We start from the raw sequence: 16,859 nt of genomic DNA, 5'->3' as shown, positions 1-16,859 counted from the left end.
CGGGCGCAGTTTCGCCCGCAGGGCCGCGAGCTCGGCACGGGCCGCCACGACTGGGCTGACCGGTGGCCTGCATGAGCTCCAAGCCGTACCGGCCAGCCTGCGGATCGTCGAGGAGCACCGTCAACACCTGAGCCACACTGGTGGTGACCCGGACACGTTCGGGTCTATCCCTCAAACTGGTCCGGGTGTCCGCCGACGTTGCCTCCGCCACCTCTGCTCAGGGCTGCAGCCACCATGGACTGCTGTACGCCACCCCGAAGTCGTTGCACGGATGACCGGACGGGCCGGGCGTCGGGTTGGCCAGCTCCGGGTCGGAGACCCGCAGCACGACCCAGTCGCCGTCGGCGACGTCGAGCGGCACGGTGAAGTCGGCGACCGACCCGGAGACGGTGTCGACGACGTCAACGACGGTCGGCACCGAGGTCCCGGGGCGCAGCACCTGGATCCGCAGCGGCTTGCCGTCCCACACCGCACCCCGGTCCAGGTCCACCCGGAACCGGACGTCACCGGCGACCAGCCCGATGACCCCACCCATCCGTACGCCGTTGGCGGCCGCGTCCAGCCGCAGGCCGGACACCCGGGTGGCGAAGCAGCGGCGGGCCGCCATCGCCTCGAACACCGCCGCACGGGTGTTCTCGGCGACCCACAGACCGCTGCGGCCCTTGCCCTCGTGGAAGCCCCAGCTGGTCCCGTGCTCGTCGGTGACCCCGGTCAGACCCGGCCGCCAGCCGGCGTTGAGGCAGGCCACCAGCGGCGATGCCACCCAGGACGACCAGCCCTCGAACAGGTAGTCGTCGGTCCGGTTGAACATCTCCAGGCCGACGAGCTGCTGCCGCGCCGAGGCGTCGTACGAGAAGTTGTCGAACCGGCCGATCTCCCGCCCCGGGTGGTTGAAGCTGGCCAGGCCGCCGGGCCGACCGGCCAGCCACCGGTAGAGGCTGCCGGGGCTGCCGGCCCGCAGCAGGTCGGCGAAGTCCGAGGTGTTCCACACGTTGATGTGACCCTGCAACGGGTGCGACCACTCGAAGCCGCGGATCGCGGTGAACTGACCGGGGTCGTCGGCCGCGTTGGCGAGCGCACCGGTGGTCCGCCACTCCGACCGGCTGAGCCCGCTGATGGCGAACATCGTGGCGTGGTCGGTGAGCGCGGCGACGTCGAGTCCGGCCTCGCGCATCGAGGCGAACGCGTCGTCGGCGCTGCCGTCCCCGTCGGACATCACGGTGTGGTTGTGCAGGTCGGCGTGGACCAGGGTGGTCCCCTGGCTGATCCGCGACGCCCGGGAAGCGCCGGGCGCGGCCATCGCCGGCGCGCCGGCCGACGCCGCACCGGCTGTCATCGCGGTGCCGGCCCGCGCGGTGCCGGGAACGGCGGCGAGCATCAGCAGGCCGCCGGCGGCGGCCAGCATTGATCTGCGTCCGAGGCCGCCGGTCGGGTGCCCGGCAGGATCGATCTGGCCGTACGGCAGCTGGCCCGACTCGTGGTCGTCGCGCTCGTGGTGGTGGTGGTGGCAGCGGTGGGGGTGCGGTTCACTCATGCCGAACATTAAATCGATAGAAGTCTTTCAAGCACGCTGCACCGAGTTGTCCGGCAGACGAACACCACACGTCTCACCCGACGAGGGCCACCCGCCGACTGTGGTGCAGCATGATCACTTAACCGCCCGGTGACGAGGCGCCGACCGGCCGAGCGTCGGCTGACGAGGACACCCACTTGGCCCTCGCACGAGATTCCCAAGCAGGTGCACCTCGGCCTCTGAAGAGTTCGCGGAGTGGCTACGGTCCGGAGCGGGTGTTTCTCGGCTATCAGTGTCAGGCGTCGTTCGCCATGGAGTCGGACCGTCCGGACCTCGTCCAGCAGTTGCTCGATGACGTCGTGGCCGCCGGCGAACGAGATCGAGGCGGTGGATTTCGACGTAGCGACCAAAGGCGAGACAGGATCGCATCGTGGCAGTCATCAAGGTCGTCGACGGAGCCGTCCACCGTGCGGCCGGCCCGCGCCTGGCGCGGGCCGGCGGCGCGCTCGCCCCGTGCGAGCCGGGTGACGCCAAGGCGACACCCGCGTTCGACCTGGACCCGCCGGTACGGCACGTCATCCACACCGTCGGGCCGATCCGGGAAGGCGGCGGCCACGGCGAAGCCGAGATCTGGCCTCCTGCTACCGGCGCAGCCTGCAGGTCGCCGACGAACTCGGCGCGCGCACGGTCGCCTTCCCCGCGATCGCCACCGGCGTGTACGGCTTCCCCGCCGACCGGGCTGCCCGCCGGGTCGGAACCTGGGACGTGTACGCAGAGTTCGTGCACCTCCGGCTCGGCATCGGCGCGGTAGCCGAGGTCGAGCTTGATGCCGCCGACCGTTCGTCCCTGCTCGCGCAGCCACTGGTTGCGGTCACAGTGTTCGCCGGTCAGGTCCTCGGCGGGATTGGTGGAGGCGGCGGCCGGGCCGGCGGTGGCGACGGACAGAAGCCTTCTATATTGGGGCGATGGCGTCGGTCCGGCAGTTCCAGGTCACCTTTGACTGCGCACAACCTGAGCGCGTCGCCCGCTTCTGGTGCGAGGTGCTGGGGTACGTCGTACCGCCGCCCCCGAAGGGGTTCGCCAGTTGGGACGACTTCGACCGCGCGCTGCCGCCCGATCGTCAGGGTTCGGCATTCGCCTGTGTCGACCCCACGGGGGTGGGGCCACGGCTGTTCTTCCAGCGCGTGCCCGAAGGCAAGACGGTCAAGAACCGGCTGCACCTCGACGTACGGGTCGGCACCGGTCTCGTCGGTGACGAGCGCGTGGCCGCGCTCGAGGCCGAATGCGCACGACTGGTCGCGCTCGGCGCGGTACGCGTACGGCTGCTGCGCGCCGACGGTGTCAGCGAGTCGTGCCTCGTCATGCGGGACGTCGAGGGCAACGAGTTCTGCCTCGACTGAGCAAGGGCAGACGTCGCCGGATTGAACGGTATTTCAGTCAGGGACGTGGACGACCGCGGCCGGCGCAATACGACGTTCGTCCCGTTGGCCCGTGCGCCGTCCGTCCCTACGGTGCGACCATGGTCAAATTCCGGTCCCGCCTCGCCTTCATAGCTGTCCTCTCGACGATCGCCCTGGCCGGGTGCACCGATTCGGGGTCCCCCGGCGAGCCCGCCGATACGACCGTCAGTAGTGACGACGGGACCACCGCGACCGCCGATGCGCAACCGGGGTCCGACGACCCGCCCGCCGACGGCGACGGCTACGAGCGATCCGACGAAGGCACCGGGGCGGTCACCGTCGACGGCACCATTCACCAGGACTTCGAGGGCGAGTGCGAGTTCATCAGGAGTCTCGGTGCGCAACCCGTCGAGGATCCCTTCGCCGAGGACGTCCGGCTCCTTCTCGGCGTCGACAACTTCGACTCCGGCGACCCCGACGCCCAGTCGTTCACCGCCATCTCGAATCAGACGTTCCGGCACGTCAACCAGGAAAGCGGCTTCAAGAGCACCTTCGACTCGATCGAGATCGCCGGGCCGGTCACCCAGGGCGCGAGCGAGGACATCGCGCTGGTACGCCTGGTGGGCTCGACCAGTGCCGGCTCATCGGTCGAGATGGAGATCGTCTGCATCCTCGACAAGCCGTGACCGCTGGAAATCATCCGGCCCGCCCGTAGGCCGGGGCCCGAGCAGGACCGCCACGAGAGCCGCCCGGGACTGTACGCCGACGACGCTGAACGTCGCCTCCAGGTGTTTGCGCACCGTGGAGGCGGTGATGCCCAGCGCCCGGCCGATCTGCACGTTGGTCGCGCCGGCAATGACCAGCCGGGCGATCTCGGCCTGCCGGCCGGTCAGGCCCAACTCCCGGCAGCGGCGGCGGCGTACGGCGTCCCGGTCGCGCAACATCAACGAGTACGGGCCGACCGCCGTCGTGGCGACCATCGCCTCGACCGGGCAGTCGGCGGTACCGAGATGGATCGGCCTGGTCATTCTGCCGACCTGCCAGCGCGCCCCGATGGTCTCGCGGAGCCGCCGCCAGAACCACGTCGAGGTGAGGTCGGCTCCGACGCGCAGGTCGAGCCCGACCCGGTCACCGATCGCCTCCGCCTCCACGCTCGTGGTCAACACCGTGCCGCCCTCGGCGAGCCGGACCACGGTCCACCCGTCCGCTGCCAGGACGACGTCGTTGGCGCGGGCCCGTCCCGACCCACTGACCAGCCGGTACAGGTTGATCAGGTGCGGGCGCAGGTCGCACAGGACCTGATACTCGTCGGCGCTGAACGGCGAGCCGTCACGGTTGACCGTGAAGCCGGTCACCAGCCCGGGTTGGTTGAGGACGCCCAGTGCGGCCTGACTCTCGATGCCGTTCGCGGCGTAGAACTCCTGGAACAGAGCGGTCTGGCGAAATGCGTCTTTCGGGTCGACGTCCGCCCAGGACGCCACTGAGCCGCCGCCGGCAATGTGTGCGACCAGCGGGTTCTGTCGTGCGATGCGGCCGAGCGGTGCGGCGTACCGCTCGAACCACTCGATACCCGGGTACGGCCACAGGTATCCGGATACCACCTCGGTCCTGAGGTTGACCTCCGTGTACGACACGCTGACACAGGGCATGAGGCGGAAAAGCTCGCGACAGCCAGCCTCCGCGAACTCGCCAAGGTCGCGGGACCGGCTGACCGCCTCGACCACCGTCAGGAGGGCACCCGACCCGACGGTGGTCATCGCCGTACCACCGGCACCCGGTCGGTGTCGGGGAGGTGGGACGGTCGGAGGCAACCAGCAACGCTCATCCGCACAGTGTGCCCGACCGCTGCACCTCGACACCTTGGCGATACACCCTAACCATGATCAAATACCACATCTCAGGCGCAGTCGTGGACCGTCAACTGCGGCGTGGCGCGGCGCTTCGACGCGGCTGCGGCACCGGCCTCGCCACCGCACGGCTCCTTCTCGATCTCGCCGTAGCGCAGCAACGCACCCCAACCGCCCGGCCCCGGATTGCCGCCGCACGCGCCCGGGAGGCACTGGCCGAAGCGGTCTACCGCCAGAAGGTCGCCACGCTGTGCCGGCGCGCCCGCGAACTGCAGGCCACGCTGCCCGCAGCGGAAACACTGGCGACCGGTGGCGCCGGGCCGTTCCCGCCGGATTTCGGGCGTCCGAACGGCGCGGGCGGTCATGCTCGGTCCGGTGCGCACGAGGTGTCGTACGGCTGACCGACGAGCGGCGGTTCGACGTACCGGTCGTGCTGGTGTGCCCGGAGTTCACGCCGGCCCATGCGCAGGAGATGATCACCGCCGGGCAGGTCCCCGAGCTGGCCCGGGCCAAGGACCTCGACCTGGTCGACATCGACTCCGGGCACTGGCCGATGCTCACCCGACCCGCCGAGCTCGCCCGGATCCTCGCCGATGTCTAGCTGCGGACAGCGGCGTTGGCGGGTACGGGCACTATCGTGCTGGGGTGCGCATCCGTTTCGACGTCCCGGCCGATCCCGACTACCCGGGCAGGGCGGCCGCCGCGCTCAGCCGGGTGCGGCTGGCCAAGTACGGCTACATCGGCGCGATCCTGGCGGTGACCGGGGTGGCCGCTTTCGTCGCCGCGCGGGAGTACGGCTGGGGCGAGCAGTTCTCGCTGCTGTGGATGTCGCTGGTCACCGCCGGCGTGCTGTCGATGCTGTACGGGCCGTGGGTGCGCTCACGCGCCCGGCGCCGGTCCGGCGAGTACGCGGTCGACGGCGGCTACGACATCACCGACGACACCATCACGATGCGCAGCGGTACGGAGTTCGGCGACATCGCCTGGGACAGGGTCAGCAAGGTGCTCGACACTCCCGGCTTCTGGATCGTGTACGTGGGCCGGATGCCGGCGACCGTGATCCCCCGTGAGTTGATGTCCGCCGACGACGTCGAGACGTTACGGGACTTCATGGCCAACCGCGGCCTGCTCCAGACCGGGTGACGGGGCCTCGGCCGTACCGCTCGACGAGCGCGGTGCCGATCGAGGCCAGCTGGTCCCGCACACCGGCGGGGCCGGCGACCTCGAGCCATTCGACCAGCCAGGCGAGCTCGCCAGCAAGCGTGTACTCGCTGTAGCCACGGATCACCACCTCGACGCGGCCGTCGGTCGTGGGGCCACCCACCTCGAGCCGGTCGCCGAGAGCCATCCGGAGCGTGCCGATCCTGTCGGGCGCGCAGACCGCCTGGATCTCGACGGGCATCCGTCTGCGGTCGACCTCGTCGGCGATCTCCCGCCAGCTTTCGGCGAGGTCGAAGTCCGCCGGCCGGTGCACGGCATCGTCGGTCGGCTCGACGGCCGACACCCGGTCGATCCGGAAGGTCCGCCGGCCGGCCTCGGTGGCGGCGACGAGGTACCACCACGGATCTTTGGCAACGACGCCCAGCGGGTGGACGGTCCGCTCGCTCACGCTGCCGGTGCTGTCGACGTAGCCGAGCCGCACCTGGACGCCCCGGATCACCGCGTCCTGGAGTTCGTCGAGGAAGCGTGGCGGCGGGCGGTCGGCCCGGCTGGTCCCCCACCGTTGCGGGTCCACGACGATCGACGACGCCGCTGCCTGCGCCTGGGCCCGGAAGGGCTCCGGCAGGGCCTGGACGAGCTTGCGCAGCGCTGCCTTGACCTCCGGTGTCGCGGCCGAGGCCGGCCCGGCGACCAGGAACAGGGCGCGGGCCTCGCCTGCGGTCAACCCGGACAGGTCGGTACGGGCACCGCCGACGAGGCGCCAGCCGCCGCCACGCCCCTGCGTGGCGTACACGGGCACCCCGGCCATGGCCAGGGCGTCGAGGTCGCGGCGGGCGGTGCGCTCGGAGACCTCCAGCTCCCGGGCGACTTCCGCCGCGGTCACCTGCTCGCGCTGCTGCAGCAGCAGGAGTACGGCCACCAGCCGGTCGGTGCGCATGCCGCCAAGATTGTCAGATAAACCGGTCATGAGGTGACCGGTTATGGTCGGCAGGATGGCGGCATGAACTTTCCCGAACCCAGTCTTGTCCCCGTCAACGGCGTGCAGCTCGAAGTCTTCGAGGCTGGCCGTCAGAACGCCGGAAAGCCGATCGTGCTCTGTCACGGCTGGCCGGAGCATGCCTTTTCGTGGCGCCATCAGATGCCGGCCCTGGCGGCGGCGGGCTACCACGTCATCGTCCCGAACCAGCGCGGCTACGGTAATTCGTCGCGCCCGACAGAGGTCACCGACTACGACATCGCGCACCTGTCGGGTGATCTCGTCGCGCTGCTCGATCACTACGGATACGAAGATGCCACCTTCGTCGGCCACGACTGGGGTGCGATGGTCGTCTGGGGGCTGACCCTGCTGCATCCGGACCGGGTGAACAAGGTGATCAACCTGAGCCTGCCGTACCAGGAGCGCGGGGAGACGCCCTGGATCGAGCTGATGGAAGCCGTACTCGGTGGCGACTTCTACTTCGTCCACTTCAACCGGCAGCCGGGGGTCGCGGACGCCGTGTTCGACGAGAACACCTTCCAGTTCCTGCGCAACCTGTACCGGAAGAACCTGCCCCTGATGGAACCTCAGCCCGGCATGGCGTTCATCGAGCTGGCCAGGGCGGCAGCACCGCTCGGTGAGCCGGTGATGAGCGACAGCGAACTGGCCGTGTTCGTCTCCGCCTTCGAGTCGACCGGGTTCACGGGCAGCATCAACTGGTACCGCAACCTCGACCGCAACTGGCATCTGCTGGCGGACGTCGACCCGATCATCCAGCAGCCCACGCTGATGATCTACGGCGACCGGGACATGATCGCGAAGTCCGACCGACTGGCAGAGTTCGTGCCCAACGTGGACGTGGTCACCCTGGACTGCGGTCACTGGATCCAGCAGGAGAAGCCGGAGGAAACGACCCGGGCAATCCTGACCTGGTTGGAACAGCAGGACGGCACCCGGGACAGGTAGACCCTGACGGCGTCCTGACGACCCAGGGTGGCCGTCGGCCCGAGGAGTAGATCTATCCTCCTTGGATGGAGAGTTCCGAGAGCGGATACCGTTGGGAGACCGCCAGCGCAGGGCAGATCCCGCCCGGCGCCGTTCCCCACGGCTACGAGGAGAACGGCGCGCTGCACGTCGGCAAGGTGCGGCCCGCTTTCGGCGCGGCCAACATCGGGTACGGCAAGAACGAACGCACGGTCGCGACGTACGAGGTGCTGCTGGACCCGCAGCCGGCTCCTGCCCCGCGTGTCAGCGACCGCGCCGGGGTCCAGATGGAACCCACCTACGCCGACTTCGGCACCGACCCGGCACGCACCGGCAACGTCAGCATCACCGACATCGACCGGGCGAGGGACGCCGACGGTCACCTGGCCGTCGGGGCAGGCGGCTCGGTCGAGCTGGAGTTCGACGTACCCGACCCGGAGGTCGTCGGCGAGGCATGCGTCGCCGTCGTGGCGCTTGCGTCGATGCTCTCTGACTCGCCCGGATACGCCCCGCTCACCGTTCGCCTCAACGGCAGGCCACTGGCCGACCGGCTGCGGATCCCGAATGGTGGCGGGCTGCCGCAGCGGCTGATCTTCGCGGTCCCGGCTGAGGATCTGCTGGCCGGCCGCAACACGCTGCGGGTGGAGAGCGGTAACGACGCCGAGAGCATGCTGTGGCTGTACCGGGTGACGATCGACCCGATGCACGCGCACGACCAGGCCAGGTCGGCGCTCGAGAGCCAGCTGACCGCGGAACCGGTGCTGAGGTACGCCACCAGGCGGGGTGAGGTCACTATCTTCATCGACCGGGGCGAGCATTGCCTTCTCGAGCACGTGGCCTGGGCCGACGATTCCGGCGCCGAGTACGCCGTCACCTTCGAGGCCCAGCAGGCTGCCTTCTACGGGTGGTGTCGCCGGCCGGGCAAGCGACCGAAGGAGTTCCGCGGCCAGCTCATCGAACGTAGTCCCGCCACCAGCGATGCCTCGCGATACGTGGCCCAGGAAGGCTGGGGTGGTGGCTGGTACCCCTCGCACGACCTCCTGCTCGCGGTGGGGGTGGGTGGTCGCCCGCTCACCCGGTTGGCCTGGCGCGACAACCGGGGCGGAACCGGCACGATCGCCTTTGACGACGGCGCGTTCCTGGGGACCCATCAGCGGGTCGGAGAGGGCCCTGTCGGCTACCGGGGCCGAATGAGGTAGGAGCAACGCTGCCGGGCAGCCCGGCCAGGCCGGACCACACCCCCTCACCCGCACAGTCAGCCGGGAGTTACCGCTGGTTTCCCGCGCGCAGCCAGGCGATGTAGTCAGCGGCAGCCGCGGCGGTGTCGTACCGGGGGTTGAATCCGGTGTCCTCGTGCAGGCGGGTGATGTCGAGCCAGCTCACCGGGCGGTCTCCGCCCGAGGGAAGTTCGCACCGGAAGCCGGGGTCGACGGAGGCGATCGCGGTGACGACGTCGGCATTGCTCGTGGCACGACCAGAGGCGACGTTGTATGTCGAGTGGGTCAGCTTCTCGGCGAGCTGCAGCAACGCGAGTGCGCGACCGGTGTCCTTGACGTAGAGCAGGTCGAGAGCGTCTTCGGCGTGCGGCGGTGCGAGGAGTCCGGACAGGTCGGGTTCGCTGCGCCGGGCTGCGGCATGAGCCAGGGAGGGCGCGGCGAAGAACGGGTCGGGCAGGTGTCCGCCGGGACCCCAGGTGCCGGAGATGCGGGCGTTGACGATGTCGACGTCTGTCACGTCCGAGAGGTGGCCGGCGAGGAGTTCGGTGATCTTCTTGAACGTCGGGATGGCGTGGCCGTGCCCCAAGGGGATCGGCACGTCCTCGGTCAGCGCGCCTTCAGAGGTGAAGCCGTAGACGCCGATGGTGCTGGCGGTGACGACGCGGCGCACACCCCAGGTCCGCGCGACGCGGACGATGTTGAGGAACGCCTCCAGGGCTCCTCCCGTCGCTCCAATCGGGTCGACGTCGGTCGCCGGCCAGGGCAGGGCGAGAGCGAGGTGCACGATTCCGGTTATCGGGTACCGCCGGCCGACGGCGAGCAGCGCGTCGAGGTCGGCGACGTCGGCCTGGACGACGTGGATGGGCAGGTCCGCCAGGTGTGGGGGGATTCGGGGGGTGCGGCGCTGGAGCAGGACGCACTCCTCGCCGGCCTCGGCGAGGGCGCGGACGGTGTGGGAGCCGATGAAACCGACCCCTCCGGTAACGAGGATCATGACGAGCCTTTCGCGATAAGTCTGATCGTCAGCAATACTGACGATCAGACTATGCCTAAGATGGGAGCCGTGTCCACCGAGCCGAGCGCCACCGCTGACCCGCACGAGGTCCTGGGGTACCTCCTCAAGCACGCGGCCCTGAAGCTCACCGCGTTGACCGACGCAGCGCTCGAGCCGCTGGGGATCGACAGCAAGGACTTCGGAGCGCTCCGGGTCCTGGCCCACCGGGAACCGACCTCGCAGCTGCAGGTGGCGCAGACCCTCGGCATCGACCGCACCACGATGGTCGCCTTGCTGGATGTGCTTGAGCGCAAGGGCATCATCACGCGCCGACCGGACCCCACAGACCGGCGCAGGAACGTCGTTGAGCTCACCGAACAGGGGTTGCAGACCTACGACGCGGCACAGGTGGCGTACGGGAAGGCCGAAAGTGCGTTCCTGGCCGGGATCAGTCCGAGTGCGACAAGTCAGCTTCGCCGGACACTGCGGACCCTCGTGGAGAACTGACCCGACCCCCAGCGTCGTACGACGCACGGGCCGACTTCGCCGCATGCTGTGCTCGTGCGACGGTGGACGAGGTGGCGGTCAGCTGCGGACGGGTCGGCAACCAGACGGTCTCAATGCCGAGCCGCTCGTTCATCCCGGCGAGCTGGTGCTCGTAGTGGAGGTCCGCAGCCGTACGCACGCCACGGACGATGACCGTGGCGCCACGGCGCAGGCAGTAGGCGGCGGTCAGGCCAGTCCAGGTGTCGACCTCGACATTGCCCCAGTCCGCTGGGAGGGCGTCGCGTACGCGTACCGCCCTGGCCGTGGCCTCGGCGGTCGGTTGCTTGTCGGCGTTCACCGCCAACAGCACAATGATCCGGTCGAACATCACCCGGGCACGGGCCACCAGGTCACGGTGCCCCGGGGTGAACGGGTCGAACGTACCGGGATAGACCGCCAACGAAGCGCGCACCGACGTCAGCCGGCCGTGATGGGGTAGCTGTTCTGGAAGGCGAGCCGCTGGTCAGCGTCCGCCGCGATGCCGTCAAGGTGATCGTCGAGGTTGACGAAAGCCTGCCAGGGCTCCTGCCCGGAGGAGGCAGCGAGGCGGTCGACGACGAGTTGTTCGAGGTCGACGACCCGTTTGGCCTTCCAGATCTTGTCGGCCAGGCTGACCAGCAGGTCCTCGCACTCGATGCCGGGCGACTGCCAACTGGCGTGCGTCGCGGCGAAGCGCGCCAGGTACGGGCCGACGCCGGCGTCGAGCAGGATCTGTTGACCGGCCGGCTCGTGCCGCGAACCCGGCCCGGACAACTCCGCCACGTAAACGGTCTTGCCGATGTCGTGGGTGGCAGCGCCGAAGAGTACGGCGTCGCGATCGACGGCCAGGGCCGGGTAGTGGACGGCCAGCCAGCCCGTGAGCTGGGCGGCGACGTCGTATACGGCGCGCAGATGCGCGGCCAGCCGCGGCGGCGCGTCGAGCCTGAGCAGAAGGTCACCGACCGGAGCCGGCAGCGGCCGCAGCGGCGGATCATCCAGGGCATGGCGCAGCGTCAACGGCATATCTGCTCCATGGCGCTCGGCTGTTGGGTCCCGGCGAACAATCGTAGGGCGCAATCAACTGACCACGTGCCGCCGGTAGCGCGCAGCCCGCTGATCGGTCCGCCAGCACCAGGGGCGTTCGGGCAGTTCGACCTTGCGTCGTACGTTGGCCGGGCATCTGGTGTCCGAGGGGTACCGGACAACCTGGACCGATCGGGTGGTCCTGATCCCTGAGGGTGAAACCGGCTGACCGCGTGGATGCCCGCAAACCTGCGCCTGACCTGGGCGGAGGTCGCGGAGCCGGAAACGATCGAGGCCCAACTCTGTCCGGAGCGTGCACCCGCCGCTCAACGTTCGCGGAGTCGACCCCGGGCACCTCCAGGCGGCTGTGGTCGCAGCCCGGAGCTCGTACAACTCCAGCAGCCGCTTCGGATGCTCCGTCGAGGTGACGCCTACGCACGTCAAAATTGCCCCGTGAGGTGTCCGAGCGTCACCTCGATGCACGTCGGCCGTCAGCCGCGCTTCGATGGGCATCTGATGCGGGGGTGGGCAGATCGTCGAGGGTCACGGTGCCGTGCAGCAGCTCGACGACCCGGTCGGCGCTGATCACGCCCCGCCGGTAGGCGCGCATCGCCGCCTGCGCGTACGCCGGGGCGAGCGCCGGCGACCGAAGCTCCTGCGCGAACCGCGCGCCACGTACCTCGATGTAGTCGCCGACGGTCGGCCGCTGCGCCTGCAACAGGTCGCGCTCGGCCCGGGATATCAGTTCCAAGGTGTACGCGTGGGAAACAACCGCCGACCAGTTCACCCGATACTCGGCCGACAGGACGAACAGTCGTTGACGGGGGTAGTCCCACTCGCCCGACAGCTCGGCCCAGCGGGACCTGACCGACGGCCCGGGCATCAGGAAGTGGATCGCGAAGGCGTCGATCAACGCTTCCCGCTCGGACCGGCCGGAGCCGCCACTGACGTCCGCCGCGTACTCGTCGGCGAGCAGGTGGTGACCGAGCTCGTGCGCGAGATTCACCCGCCGCTGACCGGCGATCGCGGCACCGTTGACCAGCGCCACGCCCACCTGACCGGTCCGCAGATAGCCGCAGTCGATCACCCCCGGACCCAGGTCGAGCGAGAACGCGAGCAGGCCCAGCCGTTCGACCATCGCCTGCAGGTCGACCAAGGGGCCGTCCCCACAGCCGAGCAGGGCGCGCGCTTCGGCCGCGCCGGCTTCCGCTTCGGCGAGTGTGGTGACGCCCGATTGCAGGCCTGTGGCCGCCAGCGTCAGTGCTCCGACGTCGGACAGCAGCTCGACGTCGCGGCTGACCTGGTCCAGCGCGTCTTCCAGTCGCTGCACGTCATGGTCGGCCGAGATCCCGGCCCGCCGGCTGGCGAGGGTTTCCGCCGGGGCGGTGAGAAACCATTCGACGGTACGGCCGAGCAGCTCGGCGATCCGCGCCAGCTCAAGCGCGTCCAGTTGACGTTGGCCGAGCTCGACACGGGTCAACGCCGAGCGATGGACGCCAAGTCGTTCGGCCAGCTCGCGCTGGCTGAACCCGGCCAGCTCGCGGGCGGCGGCCACCCGGCCACCCACCTCCACCCAGCTTCGCAACGGCGCACGCATCACAGCCCCAATCTTGCCTCGCCGGTGTGAAAATCACACCGCTGAAGGATAGATCGGCAAGATCTAGTGCGCCTTCCATGCCCCGACAGGTTGCAGCTGTAGTACCACCGGCGGTACCATCAAGCCATGCCGTCCGTAGAGAAGCTCGTCGAAGCGATGCGAAGAAGCCAGCAAAACATCGCCTACAACGACCTCTACCGGGTGTGCGAGCACTACTTCGGGAAGCCGCGACAAGACAGCAGCTCCCATGCGGTGTTCAAGATGCCCTGGCCAGGCGATCCGCGAGTCAACATCCAGAACGACAAAGGCAAGGCCAAGGCGTATCAGGTGCGGCAGGTGCTCAAGGCGATCGAGAAGAAGGAGGTGCTGTGATGCAGTCCGCTGACCGGCCCGAGGTGTCTCACTTCACCTACCGCGTTACGTGGTCGGCCGAGGACGGCGAGTTTCTCGCTACCTGCGCCGAGTTCCCATCCCTCTCGTGGCTGGCATCCTCCCAGATCAAGGCTCTCCAGGGACTTCAGGATCTACTGCGTGAGGTGCTCGCCGACATGGAGGAGCAGGGCGAACAGGTGCCGCAGCCGTTCGCTGACCGCAGCTACTCAGGCAAGTTCAACCTCCGCGTCGGTGAGAGCCTGCACCGCGAACTCGCTATCCGCGCAGCTGAGGACGGCATGAGCCTCAACCAGTACGTCTTGCGAAAGCTCAACGCTGCCTGAACATAGAGCTACCGGAATGCGGGCCAGTGCTCCGGCCTTCAGGCCGGGGGGGTAGGCCCGCGCTGGGAGGGCCGCCAGGGCCCGAGCAGTGCCCTAACCTGGCCGGTTCTGCCGCTCGATGTACTGCTTCACGATGCTCGGTGGCGCGCCGCCGACGGAGCCGGCGAAGTACGAGCCCGACCAGAGAGCTTGTTGGCCCGGTGGTAGTGGCGTGCGAGGTCGGGGAACTCCTGCCGCGGGCTCTGGCAGCCAGCCCGTACTCGTTCGTGCGCCAAGCGGTCGCCGACCATCCGCTCGCCGACGCACGAACCCTGTCTACCTTGCCGACAGACGACCTCGACCGATGGGATCGCAACCGCCTGATCGCCACGATCGCCCGGCACCCGAACGCCGACCGGACAGTGCTGCTCGGCGTACTGGCGCAAAGGCTGATGATGCTGCGGCTGCCTGACGTCAGGCCGTATGCCTGCGCACTCGCCCTCGCGGAGCGTCCCGAGCTTGAACCCTTCGAGGTGTCAGCCCTCAACGATCAGCCTGGCGCCTCCCGCCGGATGCGCCACGGTGTGCGTCGTCGCCTGGCCATTCGTCCACCAGCCCACCGGTCGTTGTCGTCGCCGGACTACGCCGATCGATCATGATCAGGCTCCTGCCTACTGCCGGCGCGCGTGCTCACGTGCCGGCGGGTAGCCGGGCTGGTCTGGCATCCAAATGTGTCGTCGAGGTGAGGCTGACGCACGTCAAAATCGTGAGGTGAGGTATCTGAGCCTCACCTCGATGAAGTCCCCGCCGCCTCAACACCCGTGTCCGCCGCCCGCAGTACGGGCGACGAGCTCTGTCGTCACTTATTCGGGCGATCCCATGACGTCCGCTTCTCTCAGCACTCGTCGTCGTACTCGCTCTCGGGCCGCAACGCCAGCAGGAAGGACACGAAATCTGGGGCGAGCACGGTCACCTGGTAGTCCCACTCTTGATCTACATGGACCACCTGCGGCTCGCCGTCCGGGCCGCAGTCCCGGTAGTCGAACGCGATCATGTCGTGCCCAGCAGAGGGGCAGGTCGCGAAGTACACGCCGATCGGCGGATAGGCCCATTCCTCGATCCAGAACCGACTGCCGGCTTCACCTGCCAGCGAGTATCGCTTCTTCCTCCCGATCCCCATGATGCCGTCCACGGCGACGTGATCCTGCGCCCATGTGGTCCGGCTCGGCGCAGGGCAGCACGGGTCACGCGGTATCCCGCCGTTGTGCGACCTCATCAGCGTCAGGTACGACGTCGGCAGACGGAAGCCCAGTTCGGCCTGCACCGACGCGATCAGAGCGTCCGACGGCGGCGCGTCGACGTAGGTGTCAAGCGCGTACTCGCTGTCGTCCCAGAACGAGGCCACAGCAAGGCCAGGATAGGCGTGCTGAACGGATTCATGGAACATAGTGCTCCTTGCGACCGGTGACGATTGCCGTGCCGTACCTGTCAGCTGGCCATCATGGGCTGCTGGTTCGCAGCGACGCTTCGATGGGCATCGGGTGCGGGGAGGGCAGGTCGTCGAGGGTCACGGTCCGGTGCAGCAGCTCGACGACCCGGTCCGCGCTGATCACGCCGCGCCGGTAGGCGCGCATCGCCGCCTGCGCGTACGCCGGGGCGAGCGCCGACGGCTGAAGCTCCTGCACGAACCGCACGCCACGGACCTCAAGGTAGTCGCCGGCCGTCGGCCGCTGCACCTGCGGCAGGTCGAACCCGGCCCGGGAGATCAGCTCCAAGGTGTACGCGTGGGAACGGCCGCCGACCAGCTCACGCGGTATTCGGCGGCCAGGATCGACTGGATCGAGGCCTGCTCCATCGCAAGCCGTCAGATCGGGCCAGTCGCCTCCATAGACGCCGTGCCGCCACTCTCGCCTTTCCGACTCGCCTCGACGGGGGCGTCGTGGAGCGGGATGCCGCCCTACAGGCAATCCGGCTCGGCCGCGCGCGCACCGGCACCGTCGAGGTGTTGTTGAGCATCCTGGAGCTGGACGAGCAGCTACACGCTGCCGGCGTGGACCTGCCGGAGCCGGTCGCCGAGCACAACACCGCCGGTCAGATCCGGTCACCCGTTCGCCGGCACGACACACCTGCTGGCGGGCATCCTGCGGGACCGCGACGGCCCAGCCGCTCGACTACTGCGCGGCCTCGGTGCCGACCCCGAGGCCATCTTCGAGCAGACATCCGTACGGCCAGATTGACGAACCGCGCAGCACACCGCTCCCGTGGCGGATGCGTTGGCTACCCGTTCTCTTGGCTGAGCTGGAGACAGGAACGGCTTCCGGGGACAGCCCAGGGTCACAGAAACCTGACGCCGGCTCTCGTGATGTGCGCCGCGAGAACCCTGTGTCCTCCATCGTCGCGCCAAGCTTCGGCGCGCCCACTCTCTCGCAGCAGTTCGTCACCTGCCACAAGGGTGCCGTGATCCCATTCGGCTGGCCAGCCGTCGAATCTGCGCACCTCGACGAGGCCTCGGGCCACCAACGAGACCAGGCCCGGCCCGAGGATTTCAGCGAACCAACTCGCTGACTCGGCCTCGTCCCAGCCGAGTTCCCACAGGGGAAGCGGCGAATCCTCCAGGGGGCAGAGGACCAGCTCTTCTGCGCGGTCCAGACCTTTGTCACCGTCCATCGAGTCCCTCCTCGGTGAGATCCGGTGCTCCCCACGCTTGAGCTGGATCAACCGCGATCCACTCATACCGGCGGGGCGTACTGGCTCCAGTGCGCAGCAACTCTTCGACGCGCTCGGAGATGTCGTCGTGCCCGCTCCGACCGGCCGCACGGGCAGCAAGCGTCCGCTGGCCAGACGGGCCAAGCTCTGCCGAGGAGCGCAACGCTACACGGACGTCGGCGACGGTCAGGCCCGGTAGATCCTCCACGAGGTCAGCCTCG

Annotated in this window: 20 protein-coding genes and 4 pseudogenes; 12 read left to right on the top strand and 12 right to left on the bottom strand. The window is 69.0% G+C overall.

Annotation, left to right across the window (positions count from 1 at the left end):
* Positions 1-217: 217 nt before the first annotated feature.
* Positions 218-1,534 (bottom strand): CehA/McbA family metallohydrolase, encoded by a 1,317-nt coding sequence (locus ACFHWS_RS12040; RefSeq protein ID WP_416568197.1) that lies wholly within the window; start codon positions 1,532-1,534, stop codon positions 218-220.
* A 427-nt stretch (positions 1,535-1,961) separates the two neighbouring features.
* Here ACFHWS_RS12040 and ACFHWS_RS12035 point away from each other — a divergent pair.
* From ACFHWS_RS12035 to ACFHWS_RS12025, 3 genes and pseudogenes are all read left to right on the top strand, one after another.
* Positions 1,962-2,260: pseudogene (locus ACFHWS_RS12035) on the top strand (macro domain-containing protein); the annotation flags it as partial.
* A 218-nt stretch (positions 2,261-2,478) separates the two neighbouring features.
* Positions 2,479-2,913 (top strand): VOC family protein, encoded by a 435-nt coding sequence (locus ACFHWS_RS12030; protein ID WP_416568196.1) that lies wholly within the window; start codon positions 2,479-2,481, stop codon positions 2,911-2,913.
* A gap of 119 nt (positions 2,914-3,032) precedes the next feature.
* Positions 3,033-3,599: a hypothetical protein gene (locus tag ACFHWS_RS12025; RefSeq protein WP_416555264.1), complete on the top strand. Its 567-nt coding sequence runs from the start codon at positions 3,033-3,035 to the stop codon at positions 3,597-3,599.
* On the opposite strand, the gene ACFHWS_RS12020 is transcribed toward ACFHWS_RS12025, so the two are convergent.
* Together ACFHWS_RS12020 and rnhA are read right to left on the bottom strand one after the other, a co-directional pair.
* A complete protein-coding gene (locus ACFHWS_RS12020; protein ID WP_416555262.1) occupies positions 3,555-4,670 on the bottom strand; it encodes a helix-turn-helix transcriptional regulator in 1,116 nt (371 codons plus the stop codon). The genes ACFHWS_RS12025 and ACFHWS_RS12020 overlap by 45 nt on opposite strands.
* Positions 4,671-4,873: 203 nt before the next feature.
* A pseudogene (gene rnhA / locus ACFHWS_RS12015) lies at positions 4,874-4,996 on the bottom strand (ribonuclease HI); the annotation flags it as partial.
* Positions 4,997-5,139: 143 nt separating this feature from the next.
* On the opposite strand from rnhA, the pseudogene ACFHWS_RS12010 reads away from it, so the two are divergent.
* A pseudogene (locus ACFHWS_RS12010) lies at positions 5,140-5,361 on the top strand (alpha/beta hydrolase); the annotation flags it as partial.
* Between the two features lie 44 nt (positions 5,362-5,405).
* Positions 5,406-5,903, top strand: coding sequence for a YcxB family protein (locus ACFHWS_RS12005; protein ID WP_416568195.1), 498 nt, complete (start codon positions 5,406-5,408; stop codon positions 5,901-5,903).
* On the opposite strand, the gene ACFHWS_RS12000 is transcribed toward ACFHWS_RS12005, so the two are convergent.
* Positions 5,869-6,888: a helix-turn-helix transcriptional regulator gene (locus ACFHWS_RS12000; RefSeq protein ID WP_416568194.1), complete on the bottom strand. Its 1,020-nt coding sequence runs from the start codon at positions 6,886-6,888 to the stop codon at positions 5,869-5,871. The two genes, ACFHWS_RS12005 and ACFHWS_RS12000, sit on opposite strands and share 35 nt — an antisense overlap.
* Before the next feature lie 33 nt (positions 6,889-6,921).
* Here ACFHWS_RS12000 and ACFHWS_RS11995 point away from each other — a divergent pair, with 33 nt between their 5' ends.
* A complete protein-coding gene (locus ACFHWS_RS11995; RefSeq protein WP_416568193.1) occupies positions 6,922-7,863 on the top strand; it encodes an alpha/beta fold hydrolase in 942 nt (313 codons plus the stop codon).
* 65 nt (positions 7,864-7,928) lie between these two features.
* Positions 7,929-9,080 (top strand): hypothetical protein, encoded by a 1,152-nt coding sequence (locus ACFHWS_RS11990; protein WP_416568192.1) that lies wholly within the window; start codon positions 7,929-7,931, stop codon positions 9,078-9,080.
* Between the two features lie 67 nt (positions 9,081-9,147).
* Here the strand turns inward: ACFHWS_RS11990 and ACFHWS_RS11985 are convergent, their stop codons facing one another.
* Complete coding sequence (locus tag ACFHWS_RS11985) at positions 9,148-10,092, bottom strand: NAD-dependent epimerase/dehydratase family protein (protein WP_416568191.1); 945 nt, start codon at positions 10,090-10,092, stop codon at positions 9,148-9,150.
* Between the two features lie 69 nt (positions 10,093-10,161).
* On the opposite strand from ACFHWS_RS11985, the gene ACFHWS_RS11980 reads away from it, so the two are divergent.
* The gene (locus tag ACFHWS_RS11980) at positions 10,162-10,599 is read left to right on the top strand and encodes a MarR family winged helix-turn-helix transcriptional regulator (RefSeq protein WP_281553203.1); all 438 of its coding nucleotides are present in this window, start codon (positions 10,162-10,164) and stop codon (positions 10,597-10,599) included.
* Here the strand turns inward: ACFHWS_RS11980 and coaD are convergent.
* The 3 genes from coaD to ACFHWS_RS11965 all read right to left on the bottom strand — a co-directional run bounded on the left by coaD (position 10,541) and on the right by ACFHWS_RS11965 (position 13,237).
* Positions 10,541-11,050, bottom strand: a complete 510-nt coding sequence (coaD, locus tag ACFHWS_RS11975; RefSeq protein ID WP_416568190.1) for a pantetheine-phosphate adenylyltransferase — start codon at positions 11,048-11,050, stop codon at positions 10,541-10,543. The two genes, ACFHWS_RS11980 and coaD, sit on opposite strands and share 59 nt — an antisense overlap.
* Positions 11,051-11,055: 5 nt before the next feature.
* Entirely contained in the window at positions 11,056-11,640 is a 585-nt protein-coding gene (locus tag ACFHWS_RS11970; protein ID WP_416568189.1) for an HD domain-containing protein, read from the bottom strand.
* A 469-nt stretch (positions 11,641-12,109) separates the two neighbouring features.
* A complete protein-coding gene (locus ACFHWS_RS11965; RefSeq protein ID WP_416555246.1) occupies positions 12,110-13,237 on the bottom strand; it encodes a helix-turn-helix domain-containing protein in 1,128 nt (375 codons plus the stop codon).
* A 126-nt stretch (positions 13,238-13,363) separates the two neighbouring features.
* Here ACFHWS_RS11965 and ACFHWS_RS11960 point away from each other — a divergent pair, with 126 nt between their 5' ends.
* The gene (locus tag ACFHWS_RS11960; protein ID WP_281553199.1) at positions 13,364-13,609 is read left to right on the top strand and encodes a toxin HicA; all 246 of its coding nucleotides are present in this window, start codon (positions 13,364-13,366) and stop codon (positions 13,607-13,609) included.
* Entirely contained in the window at positions 13,609-13,953 is a 345-nt protein-coding gene (locus tag ACFHWS_RS11955) for a type II toxin-antitoxin system HicB family antitoxin (RefSeq protein WP_416555244.1), read from the top strand. The genes ACFHWS_RS11960 and ACFHWS_RS11955 overlap by 1 nt, the downstream gene beginning before the upstream one ends.
* Before the next feature lie 93 nt (positions 13,954-14,046).
* On the opposite strand, the pseudogene ACFHWS_RS11950 reads toward ACFHWS_RS11955, so the two are convergent.
* Positions 14,047-14,139: pseudogene (locus tag ACFHWS_RS11950) on the bottom strand (transposase); the annotation flags it as partial.
* Positions 14,140-14,219: 80 nt separating this feature from the next.
* On the opposite strand from ACFHWS_RS11950, the gene ACFHWS_RS11945 reads away from it, so the two are divergent.
* Positions 14,220-14,591, top strand: a complete 372-nt coding sequence (locus ACFHWS_RS11945; RefSeq protein ID WP_416555458.1) for a hypothetical protein — start codon at positions 14,220-14,222, stop codon at positions 14,589-14,591.
* A 236-nt stretch (positions 14,592-14,827) separates the two neighbouring features.
* On the opposite strand, the gene ACFHWS_RS11940 is transcribed toward ACFHWS_RS11945, so the two are convergent.
* On the bottom strand, positions 14,828-15,379 hold the full coding sequence (locus ACFHWS_RS11940) for an SMI1/KNR4 family protein (RefSeq protein ID WP_416568188.1): 552 nt from the start codon (positions 15,377-15,379) through the stop codon (positions 14,828-14,830).
* A gap of 52 nt (positions 15,380-15,431) precedes the next feature.
* Entirely contained in the window at positions 15,432-15,707 is a 276-nt protein-coding gene (locus ACFHWS_RS11935; protein WP_416568187.1) for a hypothetical protein, read from the bottom strand.
* Positions 15,708-15,974: 267 nt separating this feature from the next.
* On the opposite strand from ACFHWS_RS11935, the gene ACFHWS_RS11930 reads away from it, so the two are divergent.
* Positions 15,975-16,169: a Clp protease N-terminal domain-containing protein gene (locus ACFHWS_RS11930; protein WP_416555442.1), complete on the top strand. Its 195-nt coding sequence runs from the start codon at positions 15,975-15,977 to the stop codon at positions 16,167-16,169.
* A gap of 97 nt (positions 16,170-16,266) precedes the next feature.
* Here ACFHWS_RS11930 and ACFHWS_RS11925 read toward each other — a convergent pair whose 3' ends face one another.
* Positions 16,267-16,599, bottom strand: coding sequence for a hypothetical protein (locus ACFHWS_RS11925; protein WP_416555238.1), 333 nt, complete (start codon positions 16,597-16,599; stop codon positions 16,267-16,269).
* Positions 16,600-16,859 lie beyond the last annotated feature (260 nt).

It is taken from the genome of Micromonospora sp. LOL_013 (assembly GCF_048060315.1).
GTDB lineage: Bacteria > Actinomycetota > Actinomycetes > Mycobacteriales > Micromonosporaceae > Micromonospora_E.
The sequence above is the reverse complement of the archived record's forward strand: the minus strand, read 5'-3'. Positions and strand labels throughout refer to the sequence as shown.